Origin of the sequence: Streptomyces sp. 6-11-2 (genome assembly GCF_006540305.1) — a bacterium.
Taxonomy (GTDB): domain Bacteria; phylum Actinomycetota; class Actinomycetes; order Streptomycetales; family Streptomycetaceae; genus Streptomyces.
On record NZ_BJOR01000001.1, the window covers coordinates 7,170,749 to 7,194,942 of the forward strand.

At 69.4% G+C, this 24,194-nt stretch carries 35 protein-coding genes and 1 tRNA gene; 12 read left to right on the forward strand and 24 right to left on the reverse strand.

Annotated elements, in window-relative coordinates; translation table 11 throughout:
• Window positions 1–233: 233 nt before the first annotated feature.
• The 11 genes from TNCT6_RS32160 to TNCT6_RS32200 form a co-directional block, all read right to left on the reverse strand.
• Window positions 234–422, reverse strand: coding sequence for a hypothetical protein (locus TNCT6_RS32160; protein ID WP_141364649.1), 189 nt, complete (start codon window positions 420–422; stop codon window positions 234–236).
• Between the two features lie 23 nt (window positions 423–445).
• Window positions 446–709: a hypothetical protein gene (locus TNCT6_RS32165; RefSeq protein ID WP_141364651.1), complete on the reverse strand. Its 264-nt coding sequence runs from the start codon at window positions 707–709 to the stop codon at window positions 446–448.
• The gene (locus TNCT6_RS32170) at window positions 709–1,914 is read right to left on the reverse strand and encodes a hypothetical protein (protein WP_141364653.1); all 1,206 of its coding nucleotides are present in this window, start codon (window positions 1,912–1,914) and stop codon (window positions 709–711) included. The genes TNCT6_RS32165 and TNCT6_RS32170 overlap by 1 nt, the downstream gene beginning before the upstream one ends.
• The gene (locus TNCT6_RS32175) at window positions 1,914–2,300 is read right to left on the reverse strand and encodes a hypothetical protein (protein ID WP_141364655.1); all 387 of its coding nucleotides are present in this window, start codon (window positions 2,298–2,300) and stop codon (window positions 1,914–1,916) included. Before TNCT6_RS32175 ends, TNCT6_RS32170 begins: the two co-directional genes overlap by 1 nt.
• Window positions 2,301–2,317: 17 nt before the next feature.
• Complete coding sequence (locus TNCT6_RS32180; RefSeq protein WP_141364657.1) at window positions 2,318–2,950, reverse strand: hypothetical protein; 633 nt, start codon at window positions 2,948–2,950, stop codon at window positions 2,318–2,320.
• Window positions 2,947–3,900: a DUF2637 domain-containing protein gene (locus TNCT6_RS32185; RefSeq protein ID WP_141364659.1), complete on the reverse strand. Its 954-nt coding sequence runs from the start codon at window positions 3,898–3,900 to the stop codon at window positions 2,947–2,949. Before TNCT6_RS32185 ends, TNCT6_RS32180 begins: the two co-directional genes overlap by 4 nt.
• Complete coding sequence (locus tag TNCT6_RS40180; RefSeq protein ID WP_172633122.1) at window positions 3,897–4,058, reverse strand: hypothetical protein; 162 nt, start codon at window positions 4,056–4,058, stop codon at window positions 3,897–3,899. The genes TNCT6_RS32185 and TNCT6_RS40180 overlap by 4 nt, the downstream gene beginning before the upstream one ends.
• A gap of 11 nt (window positions 4,059–4,069) precedes the next feature.
• The gene (locus TNCT6_RS32190; RefSeq protein ID WP_141364661.1) at window positions 4,070–4,729 is read right to left on the reverse strand and encodes a hypothetical protein; all 660 of its coding nucleotides are present in this window, start codon (window positions 4,727–4,729) and stop codon (window positions 4,070–4,072) included.
• A 70-nt stretch (window positions 4,730–4,799) separates the two neighbouring features.
• A complete protein-coding gene (locus tag TNCT6_RS40185) occupies window positions 4,800–4,976 on the reverse strand; it encodes a hypothetical protein (protein WP_172633123.1) in 177 nt (58 codons plus the stop codon).
• The gene (locus TNCT6_RS32195) at window positions 4,976–5,164 is read right to left on the reverse strand and encodes a hypothetical protein (RefSeq protein WP_141364663.1); all 189 of its coding nucleotides are present in this window, start codon (window positions 5,162–5,164) and stop codon (window positions 4,976–4,978) included. The genes TNCT6_RS40185 and TNCT6_RS32195 overlap by 1 nt, the downstream gene beginning before the upstream one ends.
• Window positions 5,164–5,388 (reverse strand): hypothetical protein, encoded by a 225-nt coding sequence (locus TNCT6_RS32200; RefSeq protein ID WP_141364665.1) that lies wholly within the window; start codon window positions 5,386–5,388, stop codon window positions 5,164–5,166. Before TNCT6_RS32200 ends, TNCT6_RS32195 begins: the two co-directional genes overlap by 1 nt.
• Window positions 5,389–5,632: 244 nt before the next feature.
• Here TNCT6_RS32200 and TNCT6_RS32205 point away from each other — a divergent pair, with 244 nt between their 5' ends.
• The 4 genes from TNCT6_RS32205 to TNCT6_RS32220 all read left to right on the forward strand — a co-directional run bounded on the left by TNCT6_RS32205 (window position 5,633) and on the right by TNCT6_RS32220 (window position 7,628).
• A complete protein-coding gene (locus tag TNCT6_RS32205) occupies window positions 5,633–5,932 on the forward strand; it encodes a hypothetical protein (RefSeq protein ID WP_141364667.1) in 300 nt (99 codons plus the stop codon).
• Window positions 5,933–5,934: 2 nt separating this feature from the next.
• On the forward strand, window positions 5,935–6,315 hold the full coding sequence (locus TNCT6_RS32210) for a DUF6221 family protein (protein ID WP_141364669.1): 381 nt from the start codon (window positions 5,935–5,937) through the stop codon (window positions 6,313–6,315).
• A gap of 228 nt (window positions 6,316–6,543) precedes the next feature.
• Entirely contained in the window at window positions 6,544–7,083 is a 540-nt protein-coding gene (locus TNCT6_RS32215) for a winged helix-turn-helix domain-containing protein (RefSeq protein WP_141360300.1), read from the forward strand.
• Window positions 7,080–7,628: a transposase gene (locus TNCT6_RS32220; RefSeq protein ID WP_253266415.1), complete on the forward strand. Its 549-nt coding sequence runs from the start codon at window positions 7,080–7,082 to the stop codon at window positions 7,626–7,628. The genes TNCT6_RS32215 and TNCT6_RS32220 overlap by 4 nt, the downstream gene beginning before the upstream one ends.
• Before the next feature lie 77 nt (window positions 7,629–7,705).
• On the opposite strand, the gene TNCT6_RS32225 is transcribed toward TNCT6_RS32220, so the two are convergent.
• The 3 genes from TNCT6_RS32225 to TNCT6_RS40505 form a co-directional block, all read right to left on the reverse strand.
• Window positions 7,706–8,974 carry an IS256 family transposase gene (locus TNCT6_RS32225; RefSeq protein ID WP_141366885.1) on the reverse strand — a complete coding sequence of 423 codons (1,269 nt, stop codon included), beginning with the start codon at window positions 8,972–8,974 and terminating at the stop codon, window positions 7,706–7,708.
• 115 nt (window positions 8,975–9,089) lie between these two features.
• The gene (locus tag TNCT6_RS32230) at window positions 9,090–9,605 is read right to left on the reverse strand and encodes a hypothetical protein (RefSeq protein ID WP_141364671.1); all 516 of its coding nucleotides are present in this window, start codon (window positions 9,603–9,605) and stop codon (window positions 9,090–9,092) included.
• A 141-nt stretch (window positions 9,606–9,746) separates the two neighbouring features.
• Entirely contained in the window at window positions 9,747–10,415 is a 669-nt protein-coding gene (locus tag TNCT6_RS40505) for a hypothetical protein (protein ID WP_216372815.1), read from the reverse strand.
• 590 nt (window positions 10,416–11,005) lie between these two features.
• On the opposite strand from TNCT6_RS40505, the gene TNCT6_RS32240 reads away from it, so the two are divergent.
• The 3 genes from TNCT6_RS32240 to TNCT6_RS32250 all read left to right on the forward strand — a co-directional run bounded on the left by TNCT6_RS32240 (window position 11,006) and on the right by TNCT6_RS32250 (window position 13,512).
• Window positions 11,006–11,542 carry a TerD family protein gene (locus TNCT6_RS32240; protein WP_141364673.1) on the forward strand — a complete coding sequence of 179 codons (537 nt, stop codon included), beginning with the start codon at window positions 11,006–11,008 and terminating at the stop codon, window positions 11,540–11,542.
• Window positions 11,543–12,285: 743 nt separating this feature from the next.
• Window positions 12,286–12,855 (forward strand): hypothetical protein, encoded by a 570-nt coding sequence (locus TNCT6_RS32245; RefSeq protein WP_141364675.1) that lies wholly within the window; start codon window positions 12,286–12,288, stop codon window positions 12,853–12,855.
• Window positions 12,856–13,266: 411 nt separating this feature from the next.
• Window positions 13,267–13,512, forward strand: coding sequence for a DUF3761 domain-containing protein (locus tag TNCT6_RS32250; protein WP_141364677.1), 246 nt, complete (start codon window positions 13,267–13,269; stop codon window positions 13,510–13,512).
• A 53-nt stretch (window positions 13,513–13,565) separates the two neighbouring features.
• On the opposite strand, the gene TNCT6_RS32255 is transcribed toward TNCT6_RS32250, so the two are convergent.
• On the reverse strand, window positions 13,566–14,144 hold the full coding sequence (locus tag TNCT6_RS32255) for a hypothetical protein (protein WP_141364679.1): 579 nt from the start codon (window positions 14,142–14,144) through the stop codon (window positions 13,566–13,568).
• Between the two features lie 234 nt (window positions 14,145–14,378).
• On the reverse strand, window positions 14,379–15,197 hold the full coding sequence (locus TNCT6_RS32260; RefSeq protein WP_141364681.1) for a hypothetical protein: 819 nt from the start codon (window positions 15,195–15,197) through the stop codon (window positions 14,379–14,381).
• Window positions 15,198–15,500: 303 nt separating this feature from the next.
• Here TNCT6_RS32260 and TNCT6_RS32265 point away from each other — a divergent pair, with 303 nt between their 5' ends.
• Together TNCT6_RS32265 and TNCT6_RS32270 are read left to right on the forward strand one after the other, a co-directional pair.
• A complete protein-coding gene (locus TNCT6_RS32265) occupies window positions 15,501–15,710 on the forward strand; it encodes a hypothetical protein (protein WP_141364683.1) in 210 nt (69 codons plus the stop codon).
• Window positions 15,700–16,359 carry a hypothetical protein gene (locus TNCT6_RS32270; RefSeq protein ID WP_141364685.1) on the forward strand — a complete coding sequence of 220 codons (660 nt, stop codon included), beginning with the start codon at window positions 15,700–15,702 and terminating at the stop codon, window positions 16,357–16,359. Before TNCT6_RS32265 ends, TNCT6_RS32270 begins: the two co-directional genes overlap by 11 nt.
• Before the next feature lie 25 nt (window positions 16,360–16,384).
• On the opposite strand, the gene TNCT6_RS32275 is transcribed toward TNCT6_RS32270, so the two are convergent.
• The 5 genes from TNCT6_RS32275 to TNCT6_RS32295 all read right to left on the reverse strand — a co-directional run bounded on the left by TNCT6_RS32275 (window position 16,385) and on the right by TNCT6_RS32295 (window position 17,971).
• Window positions 16,385–16,591, reverse strand: coding sequence for a hypothetical protein (locus tag TNCT6_RS32275; RefSeq protein ID WP_141364687.1), 207 nt, complete (start codon window positions 16,589–16,591; stop codon window positions 16,385–16,387).
• Complete coding sequence (locus tag TNCT6_RS32280; RefSeq protein ID WP_141364689.1) at window positions 16,588–16,908, reverse strand: hypothetical protein; 321 nt, start codon at window positions 16,906–16,908, stop codon at window positions 16,588–16,590. Before TNCT6_RS32280 ends, TNCT6_RS32275 begins: the two co-directional genes overlap by 4 nt.
• Window positions 16,905–17,216, reverse strand: coding sequence for a hypothetical protein (locus tag TNCT6_RS32285; protein ID WP_141364691.1), 312 nt, complete (start codon window positions 17,214–17,216; stop codon window positions 16,905–16,907). The genes TNCT6_RS32280 and TNCT6_RS32285 overlap by 4 nt, the downstream gene beginning before the upstream one ends.
• On the reverse strand, window positions 17,213–17,650 hold the full coding sequence (locus TNCT6_RS41250) for a hypothetical protein (RefSeq protein ID WP_253266300.1): 438 nt from the start codon (window positions 17,648–17,650) through the stop codon (window positions 17,213–17,215). The genes TNCT6_RS32285 and TNCT6_RS41250 overlap by 4 nt, the downstream gene beginning before the upstream one ends.
• Before the next feature lie 90 nt (window positions 17,651–17,740).
• Window positions 17,741–17,971 (reverse strand): hypothetical protein, encoded by a 231-nt coding sequence (locus TNCT6_RS32295; protein ID WP_141364693.1) that lies wholly within the window; start codon window positions 17,969–17,971, stop codon window positions 17,741–17,743.
• Window positions 17,972–18,033: 62 nt separating this feature from the next.
• Here TNCT6_RS32295 and TNCT6_RS32300 point away from each other — a divergent pair, with 62 nt between their 5' ends.
• Together TNCT6_RS32300 and TNCT6_RS32305 are read left to right on the forward strand one after the other, a co-directional pair.
• Window positions 18,034–18,258, forward strand: a complete 225-nt coding sequence (locus tag TNCT6_RS32300) for a hypothetical protein (RefSeq protein WP_141364695.1) — start codon at window positions 18,034–18,036, stop codon at window positions 18,256–18,258.
• Entirely contained in the window at window positions 18,234–18,677 is a 444-nt protein-coding gene (locus TNCT6_RS32305; protein WP_141364696.1) for a hypothetical protein, read from the forward strand. The genes TNCT6_RS32300 and TNCT6_RS32305 overlap by 25 nt, the downstream gene beginning before the upstream one ends.
• A 231-nt stretch (window positions 18,678–18,908) precedes the next feature.
• Here TNCT6_RS32305 and TNCT6_RS32310 read toward each other — a convergent pair whose 3' ends face one another.
• Both TNCT6_RS32310 and TNCT6_RS32315 read right to left on the reverse strand, forming a co-directional pair.
• A complete protein-coding gene (locus tag TNCT6_RS32310) occupies window positions 18,909–19,421 on the reverse strand; it encodes a hypothetical protein (RefSeq protein WP_141364698.1) in 513 nt (170 codons plus the stop codon).
• Between the two features lie 77 nt (window positions 19,422–19,498).
• Window positions 19,499–19,591, reverse strand: a tRNA-Sec gene (locus TNCT6_RS32315).
• 141 nt (window positions 19,592–19,732) lie between these two features.
• Between TNCT6_RS32315 and selD the strand changes: the two genes are divergently transcribed.
• The gene (gene selD / locus TNCT6_RS32320; RefSeq protein ID WP_141364701.1) at window positions 19,733–20,755 is read left to right on the forward strand and encodes a selenide, water dikinase SelD; all 1,023 of its coding nucleotides are present in this window, start codon (window positions 19,733–19,735) and stop codon (window positions 20,753–20,755) included.
• A 20-nt stretch (window positions 20,756–20,775) separates the two neighbouring features.
• Here selD and fdh read toward each other — a convergent pair whose 3' ends face one another.
• Window positions 20,776–24,033, reverse strand: coding sequence for a formate dehydrogenase (gene fdh / locus TNCT6_RS32325; protein ID WP_172633124.1), 3,258 nt, complete (start codon window positions 24,031–24,033; stop codon window positions 20,776–20,778).
• Window positions 24,034–24,194 lie beyond the last annotated feature (161 nt).

A 24,194-nucleotide genomic window follows, 5' to 3' on the forward strand; every position in this document is an offset into this window, starting at 1 on the left:
TATTCACCTGATCGTGATCAACTGCCCGGGGGCTGCGGGGCCGGGTCGCTTCTTCGGCGTGCCGGGAATGGGCTTCTTCTCCCGCCGGCCCCAGCCGCCGCGCGACGCCTGGCAGCCCGTCTTGCCCCTACAGCCGTGCGGCGTCGGCTGGGATGGGACCGGGGCAGCCGGGATCACCTGGGAACAGTCGGCCGCCCAACTGGGCTTCTCTCATCACGAACTCCTGCATCGGTTCAGCAGGCGGTTGCGGCGGGTGGTTCGGTGACCGACCCGTCGCCGAGCCAGACGCGCACGTTCGGCTCAACCCCGTGATCAGCGCGACAGTCCTCGGCGAGCGCCTCCGCGAACTCCTGGGCGGAGCCAGCGAAGTTCGTGGTGCGGATCCGCAGGCCAGGTGCGGACTGGTACGTGTACTTGGGCATGGGAGGACTCCTTCGGCAGTGGGTCAGATGAGTCCGAGCCAGCGGGCGACGTCGTCCGGCGCCACACCGGTCAGCTGGCGGACGAGGATCAGCAGCATGAACACGCCGATCACGATCAGCGGGCCTCGACTGGACGGCGGGGCGTACCCGATGCGGTCTCCGGACGGGGGTGACATGCCGCCGTGCACGGTCTTGCGGTGGTCCTTCTGGTCCTTCTCGGCGCCGCGGCGGCTGGCGTGGACGGCGCCGGCGGCGTTGCAGTCGGGGCAGGTGTAGCGGTGCGGCATCAGGACGTCTCCTGGTCGAGGGCGGGGAGGGGCGGGAGGCTGGTGGCGAGGACGCCGCGGGTGTTGCCGCCGTTCAGCCAGAGCTTGTCCTCGACCTGGACCCCGAGTTCGTCGAGGGCGCGGCGGAGGCGGGTGACGCTCCAGTCGGGGTAGTCGCCGGCGGCCTGGGCGACGGCGGGGATGTCGCGGAGGTGCGCGCCGCGGGCGGTCCCGATGGCGGTGCGGGTGTGCTCGAGGAGGCGGAGCTGCTCGGCGGTGTAGGAGAGCGGTGGCTCCTCCCCCGGGGGGTCGTCTTGGTCGAGATCTTGGCCCGAGATTTCTAGGCCACTATCGCTGGCCTGCGGTTTTGTGTCGCCTAGGGGATCGGTCTCGTCCGGGCTCTCGGCGTGGGGGAGGGCCCCCTCACGCGTGGGGGTGGCGGGGGGCTCCTCGCGTGGGGGCTCGGCCGGGGTGGTGGTGGGGTGGTGGCGGACGTGCCAGACCCGCCAGTCGCCGGCGTGGATGCCGGGCCGGTTGGTGCCGTCGATGACGAGCTGGTCGCGGATGGGTACGCCGAGGGGTTCGAGGAGGGCGCGGAGGCTGGCGACGGTGCAGTCGAGGGGCCGGCCGTGGGCTTTGGAGCGGGCGGTGATCTGGTCGGCGAGGTCGGCCAGGTGCAGGCCCGACCGGTCGTGGAGCATGCGGTGGACGGCGCCCACGAAGGCCCGGACAGCTGCGTGCTGGGCGCGGATGGCGGCGCGTTGGCGGGCCTTCTCCCGGCGCGTCACCGGCCGTTTGGCGGGCTCCGAACCGGCCGCGTAGGCGACGACGAGCCCAGCCCCCGTAGCCGCCCACAGCACGGGCCTGAGCGGAACACCCGCCTCGGTAGCCCAAGACCACCCCCACCAGCCCAGAAACCCGCCGGCCCCGACCCGGGTGCCGATCGTCTTCCACTGCGCCTTCCTGGCCGCATGCCACAGCCGCTTGAGGCCCGCTACGAGCCGCCGCGGCGCGGTACGAGCCCGCACCTCCACTACCTCGGCGCCGCGGCCCGCAACATCCCGTACGACCGCCCCAGCACGATGTGCGGCACGCCAGTGCCAGGTCGGCGCGGCCGGTTTCCGGATCGACGTTGCCAGCGCAGCAACGGCCGCGGCATAGGCACGGCCGACCAGCACCCCGGCCTGCTCGGCCGGATGCGGCTGTGTCATCTCCTCGGTGCTCATCAGCCCGCCACGACCTGCACGAGCGAGCCGATCATCGAAGTCACCTGGGTCAGCAAGCCGTTCGCGGCCAGTGCAGCGCTGGTCATCAAGAAGCCCTGCAGCACCGACCCCTTGGCGCCCGGCCGGGTGTAGTGCCACCAGCCGGCGAGCCCCAGCGCTACGGCGGCGGGAACGGCACCGAAGTGGTCTCCGATGCGGCCGGTCATGTCGTGGGCTTTCACGGACAGGATCGACCACGGCTGGCCCGCTCGGGCGTACACGTAGGCGAGGACGATGCCGACCGCGAAGGCCAGGGGGCTCGGGAACGACTTCCCGCCCTTCTTCAGCGCGGCGATCGTGATCAGGGTGAGGGCGAATGCGAGGCCTTGGAGGCCGATCTCCAGCATGGTGAGGGTGGTCCTATTCAGGGGTGGAGCACGAGGTTGATCACGGTCGCGGTGTAGACGGCCCGGCTGATCCAGGAGATGAGCAGGGGCCCGGCGTCGCAGCGCCGGTTGACCAGCCAGCCGACCCCGAGGATCAGGACGGGGATGCCGATCGGGGCGTCAGCGGTGTGCTGCAGCAGCCACGGCGTGAGCCCGACACGCCAGGCCGCCCACACCCCGGACCCGGTGAACACCAGCTGCCCGAGACGGGCCTTCGACTTCCAGGCGACATCCGCGGCGTCCCGGAGCCGGACAGTGGCGGGCCGTTCGCGGTAGCCGCGGACGATCCGGTCGGCGACCGCTACCGGATCCCAGGCGGGGGGCTGGCCATCGGCTGGAGTATCCGGCTCCCCCTCCTCTGGCTTCTCCTCCGTCTCCGAGTCGGGCTTTCTCTCCTCGCTCTCCCCCTTCGGCCCGGCCAGCGCGCGCTGCTTCTTGGCCGGCTTCTTCGACGCGGGCGCGGTGCCGCTGTCGAGGATGTCGTCGAGCCAGTCCCGCGGACGCACGGTCGGCTTCGGTGGGAGGACCGGCGCAGCGAGTGCGTCGGGGCCGACGCCGAGCTTGAGGAGCTCGTGCCGGACACGACGCTCGTCGGCCTCGGGCGCGGTCACGATGCCCGCTCCTCGATCCGGTCACGTGTCCGTCGGACGGTGTCGGCGGACACCTGCTGTCCGTGGACGTCCCGGACGTAGGACAGGACGGCCTGCTTGTCGGTGATCCCGGAGGCGAGGGCCGTCCGGATGGTGTCCGCGATGGTCTGTCCGGGCGGCGCGATCGGCCGGACGCGGCGACCACGTGGACGCTGTGACCTGCTGTCCTTCGCGTCCGGACGTATGTCCGTGTCCTCGTCCAGGATGGCCCGGACGGTGTCCGTGTCCGTCTCGATGTGGGTGGCGGACAGGTGGTCGGCGATCTCCTCGGCGGTCATGTCCGGGAAGGTGGAAGCGGCGGCGCGGACAGCGGAACGGACAGTTGCGGCGTGGCGGCTGTCCGGGCTCGTGTCCGTGTCCGGCCCGGTGATGGGTTGTCCGGTCTGGACGGGGTCGAGGAGGTCGAGGCGGACACCGACCGCGCGGCGCAGCGTGGCCCAGGAGCGGCTCGGGTACATGATCCAGCCGAGGAACGGGATGTGGGGCAGTCGCTCGGCGATCAGGCCGCGGGCTGCGCGCTGCTCGTCGCGGACGTCGCGGCGGTGCAGTTCGAAGAGGAGCTCGACGCCGGCGGAGAGGGAGGCGAATCCGGCGGCCGCGGGTGTGCCGCCGAGGTCGTTCCCAGGGTTCCAGTTGAGGATGCCGGAGACGCCGACGAAGGCGACGAGTGCGAGACGGGCGAGTCCGGCGGGGGTGCCGCGTTCGACGGCGCGGCGGGCGTACGTGGCGCAGATGAGTCCGGCCGCGTCGAACATCACGCTGAGGGCAATGGCGAGGCCCTTGTTCATGCCCCAGCGCATGAGCTGGCCGGAGAGGGACCAGGCGGCCGCGATGAGGAGCATGCCGAGGACGAGGCCCCAGGCGAGGCGGATGGGCTGGGAGAGACGCCGCCCGTTGGGGGTGGCGGTCATCGGTTCCTCCAGGCGTAGATGGCGATGGCGGTGCAGGCGAGGCAGGGCAGTTGGAGGCCGTTGGCGAGCGCGAGGACGGCGAGGACGGTGAACCCCCACCGGCCGAGCCAGCTGCCGAGGTCGAGTCGGTGGGCGGTCCGGGGCCGGCGGCGGGTCACGAGCTGGCTCCTCAGCGGCCGTGCAGCGTGGTCTCGGCATCGGGGGCCGCGGTGGAGTTCATACGCGGACGTCGCCGCGGGGGCCGTTCCCTGTCGCAGACGCGGCAAGTGCGACCCCCGTCGGGGCGGACGTGCACGTTCTCGGGCGTGCGTGGGTGCCCTTTGGCGCAGGTCTCGCGGAGCTGTGGGCGCCGATTTGCCGCCTGTTCCTTGTAGGTGCGCCATGCCACGTTGCCGGGCTCGTAGCCACGGTCGTTGTCGATGCGATCGAGAGTGTGGCTCTTCGAAGGGCGTGGCCCCATGTCGGCGAGGAAGGCCTCGAATGAGGTCTGCCAGCGCGGGCACACGGTGATGCCGCGGCCTCCGTACTCCTTGTAGTGCCGGTGTGCAGAGTTAAGGCAGCGCTGTTTCATGCTGGTCCAGATCGTGTATTCGCCGCTGTTCCGCATTCCGTGCGTACGCGATCTGGTTGATGCGGCTTCGCTGTTGAGGCATCCACAGGACTTGGCCGAGGTACCAAGGGTGCTGATCCGGATGGTCTTCTCTGTGCCGCAGTCGCAGCGGACTGCCAGGCGGAGGCTGGTTGTTTTGCCTGTGCCGTGGGTCAGTTCACCGATGACCGTGAGCCTGCTGAACCGTGCGCCGATGTATGCCTCGGCTTTGCGCGCCATGGGGGTTCCTGTCTTGATCAGAGCGGGGTGTCCGGCCCCGCAGGGGTTCGGGGCCGGACAGGTCGGGTGGCTACCAGGGCCAGCGGGGGCGCCAGTTGGTGCGCAACTCGGTCTGGTGTCCGGTGCGTCGGCTCGCGGCCTGCCGGTCGGCCTTCTCCTGGCGGCGGGCCTGCTTGTCGCGGTCGCTGGTGGACGGGTTGGAGGCGTACGGGTTGGCCTTGGCGGCGCGGCGTTCGAGGCGGCCCATCAGCGTCCCCAGGTCTTGACGGCCGCGGCGTCCGAGGCGGCCATGCGCGCTCCGGCGGACTGGTTGTTCGCGGCCCCGTTCGCGACGGCCCGCTCGGCGGGGGTGCGCCGGTCGCTGGCGCAGGCCTGCACGGTCGCCGGGGCGGATGCAATCTCGTTCGGCTGCTGCGCGCTGATCTCGCGGGCCATCACACGGCCTCAGTGAGTTCACGCAGGCGGCTGGTGCACTCGCTGCGGAGCAGGGTGGCGGCCGGGTCGGGCAGCAGGCCTGCGACCTTCGCGGACACCTCGTCGGCGACCGGGGTCGGCAGCTGGTGCAGCTTGGCGGCCACGGCGACTGTGTAGGCGCGGCGGAGGGCGATGTGGGTGATGAGGTCGCGCCGGTTGCCGGCGCGTTCGACCTCGTCGGCCATGACGTCGAGGACCCGGCGGGCGTATGAGGGTTCGGGGAGTGCCGGGGTGTGCTGCGGTAAGGGCTGATCGGTACGGTTGGGTATGCCTGCCTCTTTGTCGCGATTGAAGGTGGGCGCCCCTGACCCGTATGGCGTTCCAGCGCCGGGCCAGGGGCTTATTCGTTGGGCAGCGCGGGCTGCTTGCCCCGACTGTAGGGGTCCCCTACAGTCCATGGCAAGCGGCCCACCGGAGGAAAGGGCCGGGATGAGCGACGAGGAGGTGCGCCGCGTGACGGACGCCTTGAACGCGGTGGAACAGATCGCGGATCGTGAAGAGCGAATCAAAGCTCAGAGCAAGATCATGGCTGAGCAGGCCAACCGCAATAAGGACTGGTCGCAGGACCGCGATGAGCTGATCCGGGAACTGTGGGACGGCGGGACAGGTCTGTCATACCGGCAGATCGCGGCGCGCCTTGAGATCAAACCGAGTACGGTCCAGGCGGTGTTTCGCGGTAAAGGGTCCGGCACGACACGACCGAAGGCCGAGAAGAAGCCGGAGGAATAACGATGGATGACCTGGCGGAGTGGCTGCGCGTCCAGCTCGACGAGGACGAGCGGATCGCGCGGGCTACGCACCCCGTGTTCCTGGCATGGGAGTACGACCACTGCGTCCGGGAGATCCGGGACCTTGGCAATGGGAATGAGATCGCGTCAGTCATCCTGCCGCGCTATGGCGAGCACATGGCGGAGTGGGATCCGGAGCGTGCGCTGCGCGAGATCGACGCCAAGCGGCAGCTGCTCGCCATCCACCGCCGCTACGTCGACGAGCCTGATCAGGCGTGCCTCGGATGCGCAGGCGGGATTGAGTGGGTGAGCTGCCCCGTCGTGCGGACGGTCGCTGCGGTGTACGCAGACCGGCCCGGCTACAAGGAGTCGTGGCGGCCGTAGCTCATGCGCGCTGATGCCCCCGTCTCCGTCGAGGCGGGGGCATCGTCGTCTTCCCATCCCACAGGCTCGCGGCGTACGGTCGGGTTGCCCCTCGCGGGGCGCACACCTTGGGGGTACAACGGCCCGCCGATTCCAGGGATAGGGATCGGCGGGCCGACTGCTACTGACTTTGGAAGCGTGATGTCGTTGGGGGCTGACGGGGTGTGATCGTCGCGGTATGCCGTTTGTATGAGGTATCCGCAGGGTGGTGGGCTGACGCCTGAACGGCAGGCGTTTCGTGAGCGGATCCGGATGGAGGCCGCCGAACGGTTCGGCGCCGGGGCCTCCAACGCGGAGGTCGCCAAGGACTTACGGGTGAGCGTGCGTTCGGTTCAGCGGTGGCGCCGGGCCTGGCAGAACACCGGCACGGACGGTCTTCGGTCGGTGGGACCAGTGTCGCTGCCCAGGCTGAGCGAGAAGCTGTTCGCCGTACTGGAGCAGGAGTTGGCCAAGGGCCCGGTCGCGCAAGGCTGGCCGGACCAGACCTGGACGCTGGCCCGGATCAAGACCTTGATCGGGCGGCGGTTGCACAAGTCGTTCACACTCTCGGGCATCTCGCAGATGCTGCGTCGCCACGGCTGGAGCCACCAGGTCCCGGCCCGACGAGCACTCGAGCGGGACGACGTGGCCGTAGCCGGGTGGGTGAAGGAGACCTTCCCGCACGTGGAAGCACCGCGGCGGCGCTCGACGCCTACCTCGTCTTCGAGGACGAGGCCGGCTTCTCGATGACGCCGCCGACCGCCCGCACCTGGTCCCGTCGTGGCGTCACCCCGGTCGTCACGGTGAGGGGACGCTCCCAGCGGCGGATCTCGATCGCGGCCCTGGCCTGCTACAAACCCGGCGAGCGCTCACGGCTCATCTACCGGCCCATGGTCCACCCGGACCACAAGGCGGGCGGGCGACGCAGCTTCGCGTGGACCGACTACCGCAACCTGCTCATCAGGGCCCACCAGCAGCTCGGCAAGCCGATCGTCCTGGTCTGGGACAATCTCAACGTCCACCGCGACCGCCGCTTACGCGCGTTCATCGACGCCCAGGACTGGGTCACCGTCCACTTCCTGCCTCCGTACGCGCCGCACCTCAATCCGGTCGAGGGCATCTGGTCCCTGCTCCGCAGGCGCTGCCAGGCCAATACCGCCTTCACCGACCCCGCCCATCTCATGCGCGCCCTCCGGCGGGGACTGCGCCAGGCCCAGTACCAGCCCGACCTCATCGACGGATGCCTTGCCGGCACCGGACTCACCCTGACGACACCACACCTACAACGTCAGTAACCGTCGGCGGGGGGTCTATCAGGAATTAGGTGTGATTCGTCTGTTTGGCCTACGAGTTGTTCGGTGGGCTGTTCGGCCTACACTCTTCCGGCGGTGAGCCGGCCGTCGAAGAGGACGTCGAACTCGTTGAGAGCGGACTTCCAGCGGTTGTTCCAGCGCTGGCGGCCGCGGCCGGTGGGGTCGAGGGCGATGGTGGCAAGGTAGAGGCGTTTGAGGGCGGCCTGCTCGTTGGGGAAGTGCCCGCAGGCCTGGGCCGCCCGCCGGTAGCGGGCATTGAGGGACTCGATCGCGTTGGTGGTGTAGACGACCTGCCGGATCGCGTCGGGCAGGCCGAGGAAGGGCACGAACTCGCTCCAGGCCCGTTCCCAGGTTCCCGCGATCGACGGGTAGCGCTTGCCCCAGGTGGCGTCGAAGTCGGCCAGCCGTGCACGGGCCTCTTCCTCGTTGACGGCGGTGTAGACGGGCTTGAGGTCGCGGGCGACGTCGGCCCAGTCGCGGCGGGAGGCATAGCGCAGGCTGGCGCGGATGAGGTGGACCACGCAGGTCTGCACGACGGTCTGGGGCCAGACGGTGTTCACCGCGTCGGGCAGGGCGCTCAGTCCGTCGCAGACCAGCATGAGCACGTCCCGGACGCCTCTGTTCTTGATTTCGGTCAGGACGGTCTGCCAGTACTTGGCGCCTTCCCCTCCGTTCCCGGCCCATAGGCCGAGGATCTCGCGGTAGCCGTCGGTGGTGACCGCGATGGCCACGTAGATGGGCCGGTTGGCGACGTGACCGTCCCTGATCTTGACGTGCACGGCGTCGATGAAGACGACCGGGTAGACCGGATCGAGGGGGCGGGTGCGCCATTCCGCCATCGATTCCAGGGCCTTGTCGGTGATCGTGGAGATGGTCTCCTTCGTGGTCGTCATTCCGTACGTCTGGGCGAGGTGGGAGACAATCTCGCCCGAGGTCAGGCCTTTCGCGGTCAGCGAGATCACCAGGTCGTCCAGCGCGCCGGTGCGGCGGGCGTACACGGGCAGCATCCGGGGCCGGAAGGTACCCAGCCGGTCCCTGGGGACCTGCACCGTCACGGCGCCGACCTCCGTCATCACCTTCTTGGCCCGGTAGCCGTTGCGCATGTTGCCGCCCGAGCGAGATCCGCGCCCGCCGACCCGGCCGGCCTCGGCGGCCAGGTGCTCGTCCATCTCGGCCTCCAGGGCGGCCTGCATCAGATGCTGGGCCAGTTCGGGCAGCAGCCCGCCCTCGCCCATCAGTCTCAGCCCCTCCCCGCGGACCTTCTCGGCCGCGAGCGCGGCCAGCTCCTCCAGCAGTTCGCTGGACAGACCGTTCGGCGACACCGGCATCGACTTCACGTCGGCACCCTGGACACTGCCGTCGGCCACGGCAAGCGACACGCTGCCCAGGGTCTCGATCCGGTGATCCGTCGTCGTACTCATCAGGTGACTCCTTCGGGGAAGATCACACCTGATTCATGACACTCCCCGGGATGAGTCCCATGCCGGGCTGCTTGCCGGCTCCCGCGTTCCAGCCCACGCGGAACAGGTCACTGCGCAGCACTGTGACCTCGTCGGCCAGGGCCTCCATCTCCTCAACGGTGATGGGTTTGGCGTTGTACCCGAGGGATTTCCTGACGGGCTTCAAGGCTTCCATGCCCTCGCCGGACTCGGCCTTCATGTAGATGGAGTGGACGATGGCGTTACGCCGGATCCGGATATTGTCCGCGCCTTTGAGGCACGCCTCAATCTCGGTGGCATCCTCAGGGGCGACGATGCCCACGGTCAAGGTCAAGCGGCAGAGCTGGAGGAGCCTATCTGTGCTGGCCCCGTTCGCGTCCATGAGCAGCGTCGGTTCGTGGGCGATGGCGCCGAGGAGATGGTGGAGGCTCGCGTCGAGCTGAGCGCCTGCGACGGTGACACGGCCGACTGCTTCGAGGAAGGGGTCACGTTCCCGTGCGGGGCTGTCTTTGAGGGTCATGCATGGGGATGGTACGGAGTGGGTGGCATTGGTGGCGGCGGATTTTGACGCACCGTCGTCCGCCCCGGTGTGGGGCGGGCGCTCGGGTCTCCGGGGGCCTCTGCCCCGCTGCAGCTTTGGTCCCGACGGGCGCGGCGTAGCTCAGTAGCAGGGGTGGAATGCGTCGGTGGTGCCGGCGGTGGTGACGAGGCCCGTGCCCTGGTCAAGGACCACGATGGTGGCGGGATACGGTCCGCTGCCGCAATGGAGGGCCGCAACCTTCTGCCATCCCTGCAGGGTGCCGGTGGCATCGGCTGTCAGTCGGCCCAGCGAGACCGGCCCGCTGGTCCCGGCACTGTAGAACCGCACCATGCCATAGGGCGTGAGCCCGCTGCCAGTGGCGAACAGGCCACCGCCGGTCGGGGACAACTCGGTGGTGACGGACACCCCACCGCGCGGCGTCGCACCCGGATCAGCCAGCCGCAGAACGGCGTTGGCGTTGTCGCTGCTGGCCTGGTCGCGACTGTCCGGCGGCACGCACACGTGGTCCGAGGGCCGCGTTGCACGCCAGACGAAGCCCGGCCTGCAGGTGTCCGGGCCGTAAATGCCGCCGTTCGGCTCCCGGCGCAGGGGGCCCAGGGAGTTTTCCGTCGCGGTCTGGGTGCGGATCGCCGGCGTCACGCAGACTTGGTCGCCCGCGTACGCATCCCGCCACGTGTAGCCCGCGGCGCAGGTGTACGGCCCGTATGGCAGGTCGGTTGCCATGGCGGATGAGGTTGTCGCCATCAGGCCGGCCAGCAGCGCCACCGCCACTATCAGCCATGTCAGCACACGCCGCGGGTAGCGGGAGTCCGCTGTGTCCGTGGCCTTTCCTTTGCCTCGCATACGTCCTCCTCGGTCAGTCCGGTTGAAGCGGTCGCTGAGGCCGGCCCGTGGGGCGCCGGGGCGGGGCAAAGTCGCCGGGGTATCTCGGTGATTCTCCGGTGTCTGTGCATCTGTGCGCCCGGCCTCCGCGGTGGGGTGTCGATCCGGTCCGGGCAGCATCTGCTCGACTTTCTGCTGACTGTGAGGGGCCGTTATGCGTTCTGTCTACCCTGCTGCGCCATTTGCGGTGCTCGTCTGTCTTGTGCTGGCAAGTGTGACGCCTGCGGCGAGTCCGGTTCCGAGGCGCTGTGGACCAGTAGCGCAGGTTGACGCCCGCACAGTGAAGCCCCGCCGCAGTCGAGTGGCGGCGGGGCTTCGTGCTGCCCGCAGGCGGCTGCCGGCCGCGCAGTAGCGGGAACGGCGGGCAGTGGTCGGTCGGCTGCCGCCCGGCCCGCTGCGAGCCGGTAGCGTTAAGGCGGCATCAAAGTGCAGGTCACGGGACATGCTTGAGGGCGTGTGGAGATTCCGCACGGGCAGCATGTGGGAGGGGACGACCGGTGGGGTCTGTCAGCAGCGGGCTGGGGAAGGTCGAAGTACGGCTGAAATGGGACCCGAGTCCGTGGGGGGAGTCGCCCCGCCACCTCGACATCGTCGCCGCGACCTATGCCGTAGACGATCCGTTCGGCGGGCCGGTGTACGTGGTGCACTACGACAGCCGCTCGCCAGACGGCACGATCAACATGAACCGGCACAGCCAGACCGGCATGGGCTTCGGGTTCGTCGAGGTGATGTCCCTTGAGTTCGACCGCTTGTCCAGCGCCTACTCACGGGTGGTGGTGGGCGTGATCATCCACCAGGAGCCGGATCCCCGCACCTTCGGCGACATGTCCAATGCTGGAGTGGTGGTCGTCGAGGGCTACCAGGAACTGCTCGCCGATGATTTCTCGGGCGTGGCAGCAGCGCGAGCGACAACGGTCGCTGAATTCCTCAGGAACGACTCCGGCGCCTGGGAAATGCACGAGATGATCCGCGGGTCCGACAGCGAACCAGCAGGTTTCATGGGCGAGATGGGTACTGTCCGCCCCCACATCTGACCTGTTGCCCCGGGGCTCCGGTGACTCTCGTTTGTCGCTGGTGGAGTTGCGTGGAAGTGCGAGCGCCGCCCCGGGATGGTGGGGCGGGCGCTGCGGATCTGCCGCGTGCACCGTGCGCCGCTGCGGGTGCCGGTTGTGTCCCGTGGGTGCCGGAGGTTTGCCGATGCCGGTCACCTGGAGGGCGGTGGTCCAGTTGGTCTTGATGGCGTTGCGCGCTGACGCGAGGGTGATCGTTCCCTTGCAGACGGCGTTCTTCAGCTTGGTCTCGACGCCGTCCTTGGTGGTCGCCGTCGGGGAGCCGTAGTAGGGCTTGGGCCAGAGGTTGGCCGGGTTGGTCGGGTGGCCGCCGAGCTCCAGCGCGCCACGGTTGATGTCAGCCGCTGATGTCAGACGGCTGCTGTCTGGCGGGGCCCCTTACAGCCACGCGGGACGGAAACCGCGCAGACTCGCACAACCCTTTAACGAGGCGAGTGGTCATGAATGCATCACATTGATCACTGATGCCACAGGGGTAAACATGCAGCTCCAGCGTTCATCGTGGGCCGCTTTGGAGATGTTCACGGTCTGCTCCCGCGTGCGGCTGAGGGCCTGGCATGCCGCACCAGCCCGATGACCGACGTACTTCCCCGTCTGCTCTGCGGCGGTGGACCCTCTGGCACTTCTGCTGGGGAGCCGTCGCCCTACTGTTCGGCGTCGTTGTGCTCCTCTCCGCCGGCGTCGCTCTGACTGCGGTGCCCGACGGCATGGCCGAGGAGCGCGCCTACCAGGCTGCCCGTCCCTGTGGCGCGGCTGTCACCGAGGACTGCCTGCGCTCCGTCCAGGCCACCGTGCGCGGCACGCAGGTCCGGAGAGAGTCCAAGAGCACGCGGCGCGAACTCCTCCTCACCGGACCCGGTGTGCCTCGGGAGGTGAGCATGGAGCATTACGAGCCGCTGTTCGAGCGCCTGCGCGCCGGAGACGTGGTCACCGTCACCATGTGGCGGGACTACGCGATCGCCGTGCACAAGGACGGCGTGACGCAGTATTCCAACGACAGCCCCGAAGGAGGGGCCGTGTTCTTGACGGCCACCGTCCTGTTCGTGATCCCCATCGGCCTTTACGCCGTCTACACCGGAGGACACGCAGTCGCGCGCGCTCCCCACTACGCCGCGACGGGGCTGCCCGCACGCCTCGGGCGCACGCTACAGCCAGGCCTTGCCGTGCTCTGCGCTGTTCCGGCCGGATTGTTCGGGATATGGACCGGCCCTGTCGGAGTGATCGTCCTTTGGTTGGTCCTCGTCGGAGTGACGCTTGTAGCGACCCGGTCGGAGTGATGCTCGTGGCAACCCGGGGGCCCGGCGATGCGATACGCCGGCCTGGAAGGACACGCGGGCACGCACTCGAAGTGACACCACAGGGCGATGACGGTCTGGTCTGAGGCTCAGTGGAGCTGCTCGGGGGTGAACAATCTGAAGGTTCCGGTGGAGACGAAGCTGCACACCGCGGTCGTCAAGGGCGGGTGACCCTCGCGGCGGCGCAGCGGGCCATCGCGACGGATTGGACGACGGCGTTGGAGTCGCTCGGGCTGGGCTGATGCTGGTTCCGGTCGTACGTTCGCCTGGCTCGAACGGCTGGTGACGTTCCGGCTACGGCTGTCACGGCCTGGTGACCGCCGGCCGGGCCTGCCTCCGGGATGGCGCCTGCCACGACATGCTCGCTGCTCCGAACCAGATAAGGGGGAGCTCATGCTGACCAGATTCCGGGGTGCGGTGGCCGCGGTCGTGTTGGCGGGTGCGCTCGTGGCGCCGATCGCGGTGGCGACCGATGCGGCGGCCGCCAGTTGCGCCCGGCACACGACCGGCGTCTGCAAGGCCAACGCCAAGCACCCGCGCGGGGCGACGGCGAAGTGCAAGGACGGCACGTACTCGTACAGCAAGACGTTCCGGGGGACGTGCTCCCGGCACAAGGGCGTGAAGTACTGGTACCGGTAGGCCGGCAGGCGCTGCGCCCCTGCCCGGAGACGATCCGGGCGGGGGCTTCGTCGTTATCCGAGGGCTTCGTCGACACGCTTGTTGACGGCGGTGAGGTGCTTGAGGCCGATCTCCATCTCGGACGCCATGAGGTCGAACGACGCCTGGTCACTGCTGACGGCGCCGAGGGTGCAGGCGGTGGCTGAGTTGCCGAGGTGCTCGAGGGCGAGGCTCCAGCGGGTGTTGGTGGCGGTGTCGGGGAGGGGGTCGCCTTCTTGGGCGGTTTCGATGTCGGCGGTGAGGGTGGAGCAGCTGTCGCGGAGGTCGTCGAGGTCGACGGGGTCGGAGGCGTCGCTGACGGCTTTGAGGTCGTCGGTCAGCGTGGTGAGGGTGTCGAGGCCGCCGTTGTCTCTCCAGTCGGCGAACTGTTGGGCGACGTCCTTGGTGCTGGGCGTTGGGTCCGGCGCGTTGCTGGTGGTGGCGGCGGATGGTGTGGCCTTGTCGTCGCTCTTGTTGCTGGAGATCGCGAGGCCTACGCCGGCGACGGCGATGATGGCGGCGACGGCCGATGCCATGGCGATCATGCGGGTGGGGCGCCTCTTCGTCGGCGGCTCGTTTTCGAGCGTGGGCGCGGGTGTGGTGTCGTCGCTCATGGTCCCCCCTGGGATGCTCCGGTCGAACGATGAAGCATGACCTACGCCGGACCGATTGTGGAGGTCTTGTGTTGAAATCGTGTCTGGGGGGGTTGGGGTTGGTCAGAGGGAGCTGCAACTGGCGCCGCTTCGACAGCGGGTTGGACTGCGCGCCGGTGCTGGCGCCGCTTGAGATGCTGCGCGCCTGACGACGATGCCCCCGCTCCCTCGGACGAGGGGCGGGGCATCGTGCTGTCAGGTGTCGGTGTCGGTGGGTGCGGCTCGGTCGTCGATGACGATGCGGACTGCTTCGGCTCCGTCGCCGCGGTGGGGCCGGGTGACGATCTCCTGCACGGTCTCAACGAGCCGCTCATGCAGGTGTGCGGCGATAGCGCGCGTACCAGCATCGTCGGCGGTGTGGCTGACGCGATGGAGACTGGTCAGGGCTGCGACGAGGCTGGGCCCGGACACTTTGGCCAGGATCGTCCCGGCAGCGTCCTGGACTTCGGCAGGCAGGTGGAAGTGCTGGTCTGTTCCAGCGTGCTTGACGATGAATTCCCAGGTGTCACGGTGGGCGTGGAGGGTGGCGGTCGAGATGCCGGCGGCGGCGCGGAGGGTTTCCGTGTCGGGTTCGTCCGACGGCTGTGGCGGTTCGGGCGCGGACTGGGGTTCGACGGTCGGAGCTGGCTCCGGGGGCGTTTCGGGCTCTGGTGCCGGTGTCGTCTCGGGTTCAGGAGGGTCGGCTGTGTCCGCCGGGGTCGGTGTGTTGGCGGTCTGTGTCCTGATCTGGTTGTCGAGTTGGGTGATGGCGCTGCGGATGGTGACAAGTTCACCGCCGATACTCGCGACGGGCCCGGTGACGATGTCGTTGGTGCGGGCGAGGGCGTCGCGGGCGACGGCCCGAATCTCGGCGAGACCATTGGTGATCGCGGCGGTGGTGTCCCGGCGAATCTGGTCGATGGTGTGCTGCTGGTCGGCGACCTGCTGCTTGACTGCGGCAAGGTCGGTGGCGAGATTCCCAAGCTGATCGATGATCCGTTGAACCTGGGCGCGGTCTCCACTACCGAATGGCACGCTTTCCCCCTTGTGGTCACTAGTGACCTTGAAAGGGTGGTGTGGGGTCGCCTTGTCGACAAGGTTGCGAATTGGCCAGCAGCCTGGCAGCGATGACGCAGACGCGAGCGTGCTGCTAGTCCTCGTTCGGGTTCGTGCGAGGGCTGTCCATTCGTCGCAGTGGAGTGCTCTCCGTCACCCTGTCGTTGGTAAATCTTCGACCATTCAGGGCATACCAATAGCGAGGCCTGCCCGAGTGGTTCACGCTGTCAGGCCTATGCGACACACTGACTACGCCACATGCCGTCTGGGGGGACAACAGCGATGACTGTGATTGAGCAGTGGGCGACAGACCATGACGACGAGACCGTGATCATCGTGTCTGCGGAAGAGTTCCGAGCAGCCGCACGCCACGCTCTTAACGATCTAGGTCTGACGTATGCGGAGCTGGAGCAGCAAGCCCGAGAGCGGGACTTCACGTCGGCTGCAGCGCACGCGCTATGGGTATCGATTGGCGGCACGGTTGATCTCTGACCTGGAGCGGAAGGCTTTCGAATTCGCCCAGGAGCTACAGAGCACGCTGAACGGAACGGTCTGCCGCGATGTGCGGCTTCGGGCTGTCCAGCGCCCCTTTGACGCCACCCCGGTATTCACTGTGGGTAGCGGCCTGTCGCGTTCGAACCTGACGCAGCCGACGGGCTTTCCTGTGCGGATCGACAACAAGAGGCCACGGGTCTGGATGAACTTGAGCTACCAAGTTCATATGGATCATGAAGGTAGGTATCTGACGGTCTACAAGTCGTACTGCGGGATCTTCTCCGACGAGGAGCTGCAGACCTGCCTGTGCCACTTCGACTACGAACGGGAGAAGGACAGGTACACCAGCGCCCACTTGCAGGTGCACGGCATCTCACCGGCGCTAGAGGCGCTCAATCGGCAGGGGGACGAGAAACGCCCGCTGGAGAAGCTGCACTTCCCTGTGGGAGGGAAGCGGTTCCGGCCGAGCCTCGAAGACATCATCGAGTTCCTGGTGTGCGAGCGCCTGGTAGATGCGCGGGAAGGCTGGAAGCGGGTGGTCGAGGAGGGGCGCGACCGGTTCCACCGCCGGCAGCTTCGGGCGGCGATGCGCAGGAACACCGCGCTCGTTGAGGAGTTCATGCGGGAGCAGGAGAAGCAGGCCTGATCAGACAATGGCGCCCCCGTGATGGTCACTGCTTCCTCCGTGCTGCGCGCTGGGCGGCGCGGCGGGTCTCGCGGTTGGGTCGGGGCGGCTCGGGCAGGTCGCGCCAGCCGAACGGGGACTCGTTGTCGTCGAGGTCGACGATGGTTTCGGCGAGGCTGATCAGGCGGGTGTTCCAGGTGACGCCGGGGGTGGGCGTGTGCTCGCCGCGGGGCGTGGACGACGGGCCGGTCATGTGGCGCTCCCGTGTCCGCGATTGATGGTCTCGTCCTGGGGCACGACCACGCAGAAGCTGGGGTTGCCGCTTGCCCAGCCGGTGCCGGGCATGCCGCAGTTGGCATCGGTGAGGTGCCGGTCGACGTAGTCGTAAACCTCAGCCGCGGCCGCCATATGCCCTTCGCAAAGGTGGGTGAAGTGGCCGCGTGGGGCCAGCACCCACGCCACGTGCCAGGTGGCCGGCTTCCGGCATAGCGGATCCGTCGGTCGGGCGTGGCCCATGCAGTGGAGCTTGCCGCCCGGGTCCACGTGGCCCTCGAACTGTGGGGTTCTCATGCCGTGTTCCTGGGGTCGTTGGGGAGTTCGATGGCGAGGGCGAGCCGGTTGAAGGCGGCTTGCTCGTGGGCGGTGAGTGGACGGCCGTGGCCCGGCCGGGCGTCGCGTTCGGCCAGGGCAGCCAGTTGGTGGCGTTCGTCGGCGAGGACGGTCTCGCGGATCACGCCGATGATGGGGGCGAGGCTGGCTACGGCGAGGAGGGCCGCGGGCCAGAGTTGGCCGTAGTGGGCTTGCTGGAGGGTGCAGTAGCCCAGCCACAACGCGGTGGCGGTGTAGAGGGCGCACAGGGCCCGGCTGCCGCGGGTCACGGCTGGCTGCCGTTCAGTCGCGTGCGGATCCATTCGGCGTCGGACTCGGCGACGTGGGCGCCACCGGTTCGCTGGACGTAGATGCGGATGGGCTGGCCGTTCTCGTAGCGCTCGGGCCCGATGTGGACGCCCCAGGGCTGGCCGTGGTCGGGCGAGGTGTGTCCGTCGGGGCAGTGCGGGCAGCCGTCGGCCATCGGGTAGTCATCGACGGTGGGTTCGGGGTCGGCCCAGACGATGCGGGTGTGGCCGCCGTGTCCGTGGACGTGGTGGGCGTGGGCGAGGTCGTCCCAGTGGACGGTGGAGGGTCGGTCGCCGGTCCAGCGGATGGTCACGGTCCCGTCGGGCCAGAGGACGCCGTTGGCGACACGGCCGACGCCGGAGACGCCGGTGACGTCGTGGTCGCGCTGGAGGTGAAAGCGGCGGGGCTGGGTCATCGAGTCCTCCGTGAGGGTTGGTGGCCGGCGACCGGGTGCGGGGCTGCCCTCTCAGTGGAGCAGGTCAGTGATCGGTCGCCGGGCCGTCGTTCAGGCTGCTTCGTCGTACTGGTAGGGCTCGGTGTGGGCCCAGGCGGGGATGGGGCGTACGCGGCGTGCTGCGGGCCGTTCGAGAGTAGGTGTGGCGTGGGAGCTGTGGGTGAGGTTGCGGGCCGTCAACGCGGCTGTGCGGCGGATCCAGTCGGCGAGGACGGGTGGGTGGCAGAGGATGCCTGCGGTGGTGGTGCAGACGGTGATCAGGTAGATGGCGACGTTGATCATTGGGGCTTCCGGGTGCGCCGGGTATGGCGGAAGAGCAGGGCTAGGACGAGGCGCGCGCGGCGGTGCGGGCCGCGCTGCGCGGTCTGGAGTCGATCCAAGACGCGGCCGTACGGGCGCAGGCGGCCGGCCTGGTGCTGCGCGAGTGGCCGGGCGAGGGGACGTTGCCGAAGGAAATCCGGCAGCAGACGGTAGACGCGCAGCACCAAGGCGGTATGGACTTCCCTGAGATTGGCCAGCTGATCGGGACGGACCGGTCACGGGCGTGGCGGATCTGGAAGGGGATGTAGCTATGGGGTGGGCGGACGCGCCCGGTTGGGTGGCGCTGGTGTTCTCGGCTGGCGCACTGTGGGTGAGCCTGAGAGTACAGAAGGACGGGAAGCGTGCGGCCGACGTTGCGGAGGCCACCCTTGCCCGGCAGGTCGCGGCGGACGAGGAGGCCGCACGGCCCCGGGTGGAGCTGCGTCTAGAGCACGAGGAGAAAGACGCCTACCGGTTGCGCAATGACGGGACAGCGTCGGCGCGCAACATCGTCTTCAAGGACGAGGAGTTGCCGTACGTCTTCGGGCTGAGGGGCGGCGAGGAGGTCTCGTTGGAGCGGGGGGAGGCGGTGGCCTTCCTGATGGCGGGGTCGATTCCTCCGCAGCTGTTCGCTCGGTGGGATGGCCAGGATGAGTGGGTGCCGGTTCGGATTCCGCCGAAGCGGTAGACGCGACGACGCCCCGTCACCTGCCTTCGTCGGACGGGGTGACAGGGCGTCTGGCCTGCGTCGTCAGCTCTTCGGCTGCTCGATGTTGCTGCCGTGGTAGACGAGGGCGTACGACTCGGCCAGCCGCTTAAGGATCACGAGGCGGTTGGCCTGGTGGTCCTTGGGGTCGATCTGCTTCACCTCGTTGGTGATGGCGTGCGATGCTCGCCGAGCTGCTGCGCAAGCCACACGTCAGGAGCGGGCGGGTCGTCTGAGCGCCTCGCAGGCCGCCCGCGAAGCACGCCTTGCGCAGCTCCTCGACACCATCCGCACCCACCGCTCGCCCTTCTCCTCGGCGCGTACCCAGTCCTGGATGTCGTCGGCTGCGACGTTTCCGATGGTGGCGTCCACGACCGTGCCGTCCGGGCGGGTGTGGCGGATGATGGAGAAGTGGTTGTCCACGTCGCGCCGGTAGTCCTGCCGGGTGCGTTCGTCGATGCCGGTGAGGCGGTCGACGTAGCGGTGCGCCCATGCGAGGAGTGGCATGTCGCCGGGCGCGGTCGGCTCTTCGACGAAGCCCTTGCCCTTGACCCAGCCGGGCGGCCACTGCTGGCCGTGTGCGTCGACCAGCTTCTTGAACTGATTGGCCGCGGTTTCGTCGCCGAACTTCTCGGTCTCCCAGTTGCCGCCGCGGCCGCCTTGCAGCCACCGGACCTGGTAGATCGCGCTGCTGTCCTTGCGTTCGCGCTTGCGGATGCTCGCCATGAGGGCAGGGTAGAGGGATTACGGCAGGAGGGTTAGGCCCGTGTTTGGCCGGGATTTGTATCGGTACAGGTAGGAGGCGGAGGCGGACGGGAATCGAACCCGCCTGCCCGAGATCCTCGGGCACCTCGGTTTTGAAGACCGGGAGGGCCACCAGGCACCCACACGCCTCCACCGGGCGCCAGGCTACCGGAAGGCCGGCGGGGGACGGCGTGGGCGCGGCGGGTCCCGGACACGCCGTGCCGGAACACCGGGACTAGACCACCGGGAACACCGGGACCGCCACCGGGACCACCGAGACCAGGAGACCCAGCGTGACCGCCACCCATGGAACCCCCGTACGGCTCACCCAGTTCGCCCACGGCGGCGGCTGCGCCTGCAAGATCCCACCGGGCGAGCTGGAGGACGTGCTCGGCGGACTGCCGACGGCGCCGCCGACCGCCGGGGACACCCCGCTGCTCGTCGGCCTGGCCACCGGCGACGACGCGGCCGTCGTGACGCTGCCCGATCGGGGCGGCGCCGCGCAGGCGGTGGTGTCCACTGCCGACTTCTTCACCCCCGTCGTCGACGACCCCTACGACTGGGGGCGCATCGCCGCGGCCAACGCCCTGTCGGACGTCTACGCGATGGGCGGCCGCCCCGTCCTGGCGGTCAACCTGCTGGCCTGGCCGCGTGACGTGCTGCCCTTCGAGCTGGCCCGCGAGGTGCTGCGCGGCGGTCTCGAGGTCGCCGCGGAGGCCGGCTGCCACGTGGGCGGCGGGCACAGCGTCGACGACCCCGAACCCAAGTACGGCATGGCCGTCACCGGCCTGGCCGACCCGGCCCGGCTGCTGCGCAACGACGCCGGCCGGCCCGGACTGCCCCTGACCCTGACCAAACCGCTCGGCCTGGGCGTGCTGAACAACCGTCACAAGGCCACCGGCGAGCGGTTCGAGCAGGCCGTGTCCACCATGGTGGCCCTCAACCGGGACGCCTGCGCCGCCGCCCTGACCGCCGGAGCCTCCTGCGCCACCGACGTGACCGGCTTCGGCCTCCTGGGCCACCTGCACAAACTCGCCCGCGCCTCGGACGTGACCGCGGTGATCGACACGGCGGCCGTGCCCTACCTGGACGGCGCCCGCGAGGCCGTACGCGACGGCTACGTCAGCGGCGGCACCCGGCGCAACCTGGCCTGGGTGGAGCCGGTCACCGACTTCGGCGACACCGACGCCGACACCCGCCTCCTGCTGGCCGACGCCCAGACCTCCGGCGGCCTCCTCGTCGCGGGGGAGATCCCCGGCCATCCGGTGATCGGCGAACTGGTCCCGCGCGGGGCCCACTCCGTCGTGCTGAGGTGAGCCCCCGCGCCGGCCGCCGGTCAGAGCTGGGTTCCGGTGTGCTCGTCGATGCCCGCTCGCGCCTGGTAGGAGCGGACCAGCTCCACGGAGGCCGGGCCCCTGGGGCGGCGGCCCGGGCGGATGTCGACGCCGAACGCCTTGGCCTCCTGGATGTGGACGTTGGGGTCGAGGGAGAGGTGGAGCAGTTCGTTGGCCGCGTCGCCGGTGCTGTAGCCGTTCGGGCCCCAGTGGTAGGGCAGGCCCACTTGGTGCAGGGTGCGGCCGTGCACGGTCAGCGGCGGCACCCGGTCGGTGACCAGCACCCGTGCCTCGATGACGGCCCGGGCACTGACGATCGTCGCCCAGCCGGTGTGCTCCAGACCGCGCTCGGCGGCCAGTTCCGGCGACACCTCGCAGAAGAACTCCGGTTGCAGCTCCGCCAGATACGGCAGCCAGCGCGACATACCGCCCGCCGTGTGGTGCTCGGTGAGCCGGTAGGTGGTGGCCACGAACGGGAACACCTCCGAACCCGGCTCGCCGGCACTGGGCCCGTAGCGGTTGTCCGGGAGCGACCGCGTCACGAACCGCACCGGATTGCGCTGCTGCCCGTACAGCAGGTTCGGGAACGGCGACTCCTGCGGCTCGTAGTGGGTGGGCAGCGGGCCGTCGGTGAGCCCGGCCGGCACGTACAGCCACGCCTTGCCGTCGGCCTGCATCACGAACGGGTCGCCGCCCGACAGCGCCTGACCACCGGTGGCGTCCGGCGGCGCCTGGTAGGACGGGGCCTTGTCCCTGGCGAAGTCGGCGATGTCGTGGCCGGTCCACTGCCCCTCGTCCTCGTCCCACCACACCAGCGCCTTGCGCTCGCTCCACGGCCTGCCGTCGGGGTCGGCCGAGGCCCGGTTGTACAGGACCCGGCGGTTGGCGGGCCAGGCCCAGCCCCACCGGTTGGCGACCCAGTTCTGCTCCCGGCCCGGCTTGCGGCGGGCGGCCTGATTGACACCGTCGGCGTACACGCCGCAGTAGATCCAGCAGCCGCACGTGGTGGATCCGTCCGGTGCGAGCTGCTCGTAGGAGGCCAGCGGGTCGCCCTTGGCGTCGCGGCCGTTGATCTCGGCCAGGACGCTCTCCGCGTCCGGCTCGGCCTGCTCGCCCCTGGTGGGGTAGTCCCAGGTCAGGTCGAGGACCGGCCGGTCCATCGGGTCGGTGGACTCCGCGAGCCTCTGCCGGACGAGCCGACCGAGGTGGAAGGTGAACCACAGGTCGCTGCGCGCCTCGCCGGGCGGTTCGACGGCCTGGTGGTGCCACTGCAGCAGCCGCTGCGTGTTGGTGAAACTGCCGTCCTTCTCGGTGTGCGCGGCGGCCGGCAGGAAGAACACCTCGGTGCGGATGTCCTCCGTGCGCAGCTCCCCGGTCTCGATCTCCGGGCCGTCCTTCCACCAGGTGGCCGACTCGATGAGCGAGAAGTCGCGCACGACCAGCCAGTCCAGGTTGGCCATGCCCAGGCGCTGCATCTTGGCGTTGGCGGAGCCCACCGCGGGGTTCTCGCCCAGCAGGAAGTAGCCCTTGCAGACGCCTTCCATCTGGGCCGTGACCGTCTCGTAGGTGGAGTGGGAGCCCGTCAGCCGCGGCAGATAGTCGAAGCAGAAGTCGTTCTCGGACGTCGCCGCGTCACCCCAGTACGCCTTGAGCAGGCTCACCAGGTACGCGCGCATGTTGCCCCAGTAGCCCTTGGTCGCCGCCTCGCCCCGGACGAAGGAGTCCAGATCGTCGTCGTGGTGCGCGTGCGGCATCGGGATGTAGCCGGGCAGCAGGTCGAACAGGGTGGGGATGTCCGTCGACCCCTGGATGGAGGCGTGCCCGCGCAGGGCCATGATGCCGCCGCCCGGCCGGCCGATGTTGCCGAGCAGGGTCTGGAGCACGGCGGCGGCGCGGATGTACTGCACGCCCACGGTGTGCTGGGTCCAGCCCACCGCGTAGGCGAACGCGGTGGTCCGCTCGCGCCCGGAGTTCTCGGTGACCAGCTCGCACACCTGGCGGAACAGGTCCTGCGGCACCCCGCAGATCCGCTCGACCATCTCCGGGGTGTAGCGGGCGTAGTGCCGCTTGAGCGCCTGGAACACGCACCGCGGGTGGGTCATCGTCTCGTCGCGTTCGGGTTGGCCCGCGCCGATGCCGGGGCCGCCCGCCCCGTGGGCCTCGCCGCGCGCCGACTCGCTCACCCGGCGGCGGCCGGCGCGCCTCTCGTCGTCCTGGTCGCGCTGACCGGAGACGGCCCGCATCTCCATGCCCTCGTACTGCCAGCTGGTGATGTCGTACCTGCGGCTGTCGGGGTCGAGGCCGGAGAACACGCCGTCGAGGTCCTCGGCGTCCTGGAAGTCCTCCCGCAGTACCACGGGCCCGTTGGTGTAGGCCACGACGTACTCGCGGAAGTACTTGTCGTTGCTCAGGACGTAGTTGACGATCCCGCCGAGGAAGACGATGTCCGAGCCCGCGCGCAGCGGCACGTGCACGTCGGCCAGCGCGCTGGTCCGGGTGAACCGCGGGTCGACGTGGACCAGCTTGGCGCCACGGGCCTTGGCCTCCATCACCCACTGGAACCCGACCGGATGGCACTCGGCCATGTTCGAGCCCTGGATGACGATGCAGTCGGAGTTCTGGAGGTCCTGCTGGAAGGTGGTCGCGCCGCCGCGGCCGAACGAGGTTCCCAGACCGGGAACGGTGGAGGAGTGTCAAATACGGGCCTGGTTCTCGATCTGGATCGCGCCCAGCGCCGTGAAGAGCTTCTTGATCAGATAGTTCTCCTCGTTGTCCAGCGTCGCCCCGCCCAGGCTCGCGATGCCCATCGTGCGCCGGGTGCGGGTGCCGTCGACCTCCCACTCCCAGCCGGCGCGCCGGGACTCGATCACCCGGTCGGCGATCATGCCCATCGCCGTGTCGAGGTCGAGCCGCTCCCACCGGGTGCCGTACGGGCGCCGGTACAGCACCTGGTGCTCACGCGCGCCGCCGGTGGTCAGCTGAAGACTGGCCGCGCCCTTGGGACACAGCCGGCCGCGGGAGATGGGGGAGTCCGGGTCGCCCTCGATCTGCGTGACCCGCTCGTCCTGGACGTAGACGTTCTGGCCGCAGCCCACCGCGCAGTACGGGCAGATCGACTTCACCACCCGGTCCGCGGAGGCGACCCGGGGGCTGAGCCGTGCGCTGGGCCCGCTCTTGGCGGCCGCCCCGCGGCCCAGGGGATCGGTGCCCTTGAGCTGGCGGTAGACCGGCCAGGAGTCGATCCATGTGCGTACACCCATGAGATGGAGCCCTTTCGGTACTGCTGCTCGGTGTCCTCCGGTCGTCCGCGCGGCCCTGTCCGCCGCGTGTTCGCCGCGGGCGCCTCAGCCGGCGCGGCACGGTGTCACGAGTGCTCCTGCGACACATCCTCGCGCAGCCCGGCGGGGACGGCATCCCCGGT

Bases quoted from the DNA above. Each gene is read 5' to 3' on its own strand.
- TNCT6_RS32205 (WP_141364667.1), top strand. From the start codon at position 5,633: ATGAGCGACGAGGAGGTGCGCCGCGTGACGGACGCCTTGAACGCGGTG.
- TNCT6_RS32245 (WP_141364675.1), top strand. From the start codon at position 12,286: ATGGCCGAGGAGCGCGCCTACCAGGCTGCCCGTCCCTGTGGCGCGGCT.
- TNCT6_RS32185 (WP_141364659.1), bottom strand. From the start codon at position 3,900: ATGACCGCCACCCCCAACGGGCGGCGTCTCTCCCAGCCCATCCGCCTC.
- TNCT6_RS32175 (WP_141364655.1), bottom strand. From the start codon at position 2,300: ATGCTGGAGATCGGCCTCCAAGGCCTCGCATTCGCCCTCACCCTGATC.
- TNCT6_RS32295 (WP_141364693.1), bottom strand. From the start codon at position 17,971: ATGATCAACGTCGCCATCTACCTGATCACCGTCTGCACCACCACCGCA.
- TNCT6_RS32230 (WP_141364671.1), bottom strand. From the start codon at position 9,605: ATGACCCTCAAAGACAGCCCCGCACGGGAACGTGACCCCTTCCTCGAA.
- TNCT6_RS32215 (WP_141360300.1), top strand. From the start codon at position 6,544: ATGAGGTATCCGCAGGGTGGTGGGCTGACGCCTGAACGGCAGGCGTTT.
- TNCT6_RS40185 (WP_172633123.1), bottom strand. From the start codon at position 4,976: ATGGGCCGCCTCGAACGCCGCGCCGCCAAGGCCAACCCGTACGCCTCC.
- TNCT6_RS32160 (WP_141364649.1), bottom strand. From the start codon at position 422: ATGCCCAAGTACACGTACCAGTCCGCACCTGGCCTGCGGATCCGCACC.
- TNCT6_RS32195 (WP_141364663.1), bottom strand. From the start codon at position 5,164: ATGGCCCGCGAGATCAGCGCGCAGCAGCCGAACGAGATTGCATCCGCC.
- TNCT6_RS32210 (WP_141364669.1), top strand. From the start codon at position 5,935: ATGGATGACCTGGCGGAGTGGCTGCGCGTCCAGCTCGACGAGGACGAG.
- TNCT6_RS32310 (WP_141364698.1), bottom strand. From the start codon at position 19,421: ATGGCGAGCATCCGCAAGCGCGAACGCAAGGACAGCAGCGCGATCTAC.
- TNCT6_RS32280 (WP_141364689.1), bottom strand. From the start codon at position 16,908: ATGAGAACCCCACAGTTCGAGGGCCACGTGGACCCGGGCGGCAAGCTC.
- TNCT6_RS32220 (WP_253266415.1), top strand. From the start codon at position 7,080: ATGACGCCGCCGACCGCCCGCACCTGGTCCCGTCGTGGCGTCACCCCG.
- TNCT6_RS32265 (WP_141364683.1), top strand. From the start codon at position 15,501: ATGACTGTGATTGAGCAGTGGGCGACAGACCATGACGACGAGACCGTG.
- TNCT6_RS32170 (WP_141364653.1), bottom strand. From the start codon at position 1,914: ATGAGCACCGAGGAGATGACACAGCCGCATCCGGCCGAGCAGGCCGGG.
- TNCT6_RS32275 (WP_141364687.1), bottom strand. From the start codon at position 16,591: ATGACCGGCCCGTCGTCCACGCCCCGCGGCGAGCACACGCCCACCCCC.
- TNCT6_RS32250 (WP_141364677.1), top strand. From the start codon at position 13,267: ATGCTGACCAGATTCCGGGGTGCGGTGGCCGCGGTCGTGTTGGCGGGT.
- TNCT6_RS41250 (WP_253266300.1), bottom strand. From the start codon at position 17,650: ATGACCCAGCCCCGCCGCTTTCACCTCCAGCGCGACCACGACGTCACC.
- TNCT6_RS32200 (WP_141364665.1), bottom strand. From the start codon at position 5,388: ATGGCCGACGAGGTCGAACGCGCCGGCAACCGGCGCGACCTCATCACC.
- TNCT6_RS32165 (WP_141364651.1), bottom strand. From the start codon at position 709: ATGCCGCACCGCTACACCTGCCCCGACTGCAACGCCGCCGGCGCCGTC.
- TNCT6_RS32255 (WP_141364679.1), bottom strand. From the start codon at position 14,144: ATGAGCGACGACACCACACCCGCGCCCACGCTCGAAAACGAGCCGCCG.
- TNCT6_RS32190 (WP_141364661.1), bottom strand. From the start codon at position 4,729: ATGGCGCGCAAAGCCGAGGCATACATCGGCGCACGGTTCAGCAGGCTC.
- TNCT6_RS32225 (WP_141366885.1), bottom strand. From the start codon at position 8,974: ATGCCGGTGTCGCCGAACGGTCTGTCCAGCGAACTGCTGGAGGAGCTG.